This is a genomic window from Neisseria sp. 19428wB4_WF04 (assembly GCF_015235335.1).
Classification (GTDB): domain Bacteria; phylum Pseudomonadota; class Gammaproteobacteria; order Burkholderiales; family Neisseriaceae; genus Neisseria; species Neisseria musculi.
The window spans coordinates 1-2,645 of the sequence record NZ_JADGLG010000100.1 but is presented as its reverse complement, the minus strand read 5'-3'; the positions used below and the strand labels follow the sequence as shown (position 1 = coordinate 2,645).

The 2,645-nt window shown below is 49.3% G+C and carries 3 protein-coding genes, 1 tRNA gene and 2 pseudogenes; 2 read left to right on the top strand and 4 right to left on the bottom strand.

All coding sequences use genetic code 11. From position 1 onward, the window contains the following. The 3 genes and pseudogenes from IR141_RS12285 to rplU form a co-directional block, all read right to left on the bottom strand. Positions 1–116: pseudogene (locus tag IR141_RS12285) on the bottom strand (IS1595 family transposase); the annotation flags it as partial. A gap of 220 nt (positions 117–336) precedes the next feature. Beyond that, positions 337–609: a 50S ribosomal protein L27 gene (gene rpmA, locus IR141_RS12280; protein WP_085365403.1), complete on the bottom strand. Its 273-nt coding sequence runs from the start codon at positions 607–609 to the stop codon at positions 337–339. 19 nt (positions 610–628) lie between these two features. Beyond that, a complete protein-coding gene (rplU, locus tag IR141_RS12275) occupies positions 629–937 on the bottom strand; it encodes a 50S ribosomal protein L21 (RefSeq protein WP_135037701.1) in 309 nt (102 codons plus the stop codon). 246 nt (positions 938–1,183) lie between these two features. On the opposite strand from rplU, the gene IR141_RS12270 reads away from it, so the two are divergent. Both IR141_RS12270 and IR141_RS12265 read left to right on the top strand, forming a co-directional pair. Further along, on the top strand, positions 1,184–2,158 hold the full coding sequence (locus tag IR141_RS12270) for a polyprenyl synthetase family protein (RefSeq protein WP_135037704.1): 975 nt from the start codon (positions 1,184–1,186) through the stop codon (positions 2,156–2,158). 35 nt (positions 2,159–2,193) lie between these two features. Beyond that, positions 2,194–2,268, top strand: a tRNA-Arg gene (locus IR141_RS12265). 242 nt (positions 2,269–2,510) lie between these two features. Here IR141_RS12265 and IR141_RS12260 read toward each other — a convergent pair. Next, positions 2,511–2,645, bottom strand: a pseudogene (locus IR141_RS12260) (IS1595 family transposase); the annotation flags it as partial.

Below are 2,645 nucleotides of genomic sequence, written 5' to 3'. Positions count from 1 at the left end.
GTATTGGGCTGAATACCTAAGATATCGGCAGCAGAACGTGCGGTTACTTCCAATACAAAATATTCAAGCAGTTTTCTTTGCAGACTCTTCTTTAACTTACAGTGGGTTATCTTCATTTTGGCAGCCTGTCATGACTGCTAATCTACGTCAGCCCCTTAACAAAAGCGCTCTCTCACGCTCGGGGTGCTGCAAGGCTGCAACAAAAATAAAGTGGATTTACCGTATCCCGCAGTACAGCTGGCGTCTCCTGCCCGCAACAGTCAATACAAAGCCGCACATTACAAGCATAGGCTAGAATGTGCGGCTTTTTGAATGTGGTGTGGAAAGATGAACCGTTTATTCGTCAGCACCGGTATAGGGGCGTACGCTTACGGTTTTACGGTTCAGCGCGCCTTTGGTTTTAAATTCCACATAGCCGTCCACTTTGGCAAACAGAGTGTGGTCTTTGCCCATACCCACATTTTCACCGGCATGGAACTTAGTGCCGCGCTGGCGGATGATGATGGAACCGGCAGGAATCAGTTCGTTGCCGTAGGCTTTCACCCCCAGACGTTTGGCTTCTGAATCGCGACCGTTTTTAGAGCTGCCGCCGGCTTTTTTGGTTGCCATATTACTTACTCCTGATTAATTAAGCGATTGCCACGATTTCGATTTGGGTGAAATTCTGGCGGTGTCCTTGGCGTTTTTGGTAGTGTTTGCGGCGGCGCATTTTGAAAATGCGTATTTTCTCGCCACGTCCGTGGGCTACCACTTTGGCGGTTACTTTCGCGCCTTCGATAAAGGGCGCACCCACTTTTACAGATTCGCCGTCAGCAATCATCAAAACTTCATTCAGTTCGATTTGGCTGTCGAGTTCGGCAGGTATCTGTTCTACTTTCAATTTTTGGCCAACGGTAACTTTATATTGTTTACCGCCGGTTTTTATGACCGCGTACATACTCAACTCCATTTAAGGGTTTTGGTTAATATCCGCGCACCATGCGCGAAGCCGAGAATTTTATGTTTATTCGACTGTTTTGTCAAAGTTTATTTGCATCCCCCGGCCCGGGCGTCTGAAACAGTCTGAAATATACAGCGGAATATACGGCAGCGGTGCGTGCGGGTATGATTGCTGCTATAATCGCAGGCTGCATAATTTCTTTCGCCTGCCTTTTTGTTTTCACCAACCGAACCCGTAAACGCCATGCTCGAAAACCTGCCCTATTTCCAACGCCACCTTAACGATGACCTTGCCAAAGTCAACGCGGTCATCAATCAGGCCATACAGTCTGAAGTGGCGCTGATTTCGCAAATCGGCACCTACATCATCAGCGCCGGCGGCAAACGGCTCCGCCCGATTATCACGATTCTTTCAGGAAAATCATTTGGTTACGATAGCGGAAAACTATATTCGCTGGCCGCCATGGTGGAATTCATCCACACATCCACACTACTGCATGATGATGTGGTAGATGAGAGCGGGCTGCGCCGCGGCCGTAAAACTGCCAACAACCTGTTTGGCAATGCCGCAGCCGTATTGGTCGGCGACTTTCTCTACACCCGGGCCTTCCAGCTGATGGTCGGTTCCGGCAGCATGAAGATTCTCGAAGTGATGGCCGATGCAACCAATATCATTGCCGAAGGCGAAGTGATGCAGCTGATGAACATCGGCAACACCCATATCACCGAGGCCGAATATGTGCAGGTTATCCAGTATAAAACCGCCAAGCTGTTCGAAGCCGCCGCACAAGTCGGCGCAATTTTGGCCGGCGCAACGCCCGAGCAGGAACAGGCATTGAAAGATTACGGCAGATATGTCGGCACCGCCTTTCAAATTATTGATGATGTGTTGGATTATTCGGGACGGCCCGATGAAATCGGCAAAAATGTCGGTGATGACTTGGCCGAAGGCAAACCCACGCTGCCGCTGATTTATCTGATGCAGCAAGGCAGCGAAACAGTAGCCGCCGATGTGCGCACCGCGCTGCAAAATGCAGACCGCAGTGATTTCGAAAAAATCTACGGCTATGTGAAAAACTCCGATGCGCTGGGCTATGCTGCCGCCGAAGCCGCAAAAGCGGTCGGACAAGCCGTGGCCTGTTTAAACGCCCTTCCCGACAACGAAGCCACCCTGGCCATGCGTGCGCTGGCCCAAGAGTCGCTGGCAAGGGTTTCTTAACCTTAACCTTAACCCTTCCCGTTTCTGCTTGAAAGCCCGCCGTAGTTCAACGGATAGAACATATGCCTCCTAAGCGTAAGATACAGGTTCGATTCCTGTCGGCGGGGCCACCACCTGAAACCACCAATCTTTGCATTCAAAACATCAAAGGCCGTCTGAAAATTTCAGACGGCCTTTCGCCATACTGTATCCGCATAAAAAATGAAATCCAACCGACCGCAGCCAATCCGTAAAAAAACCAATCTGATTCCAAATCAGCACGAACCGGCGGGCCGTAAACAACACAGGCACACAGCAAGGAAATCGGCAGGTTATTTTTTGGGGCTGTCCTAGATAACCAGAACAAATCCTGCTTTACTGATTGTTTTAAAATAGAAATTTGAAATTTTATCTCACTGTTGTTAAAACGCCATTCACACTCTTTCAAATACAGTTCAAAATGCTCTTTGGGAATGCCGTTAAACTTGCGTAAATGGCGTTTTGCTTG

What these genes read in the sequence shown, in the direction of transcription:
- rpmA (WP_085365403.1), bottom strand. Translation starts at nt 609, where the DNA reads ATGGCAACCAAAAAAGCCGGCGGCAGCTCTAAAAACGGTCGCGATTCA.
- rplU (WP_135037701.1), bottom strand. Translation starts at nt 937, where the DNA reads ATGTACGCGGTCATAAAAACCGGCGGTAAACAATATAAAGTTACCGTT.
- IR141_RS12270 (WP_135037704.1), top strand. Translation starts at nt 1,184, where the DNA reads ATGCTCGAAAACCTGCCCTATTTCCAACGCCACCTTAACGATGACCTT.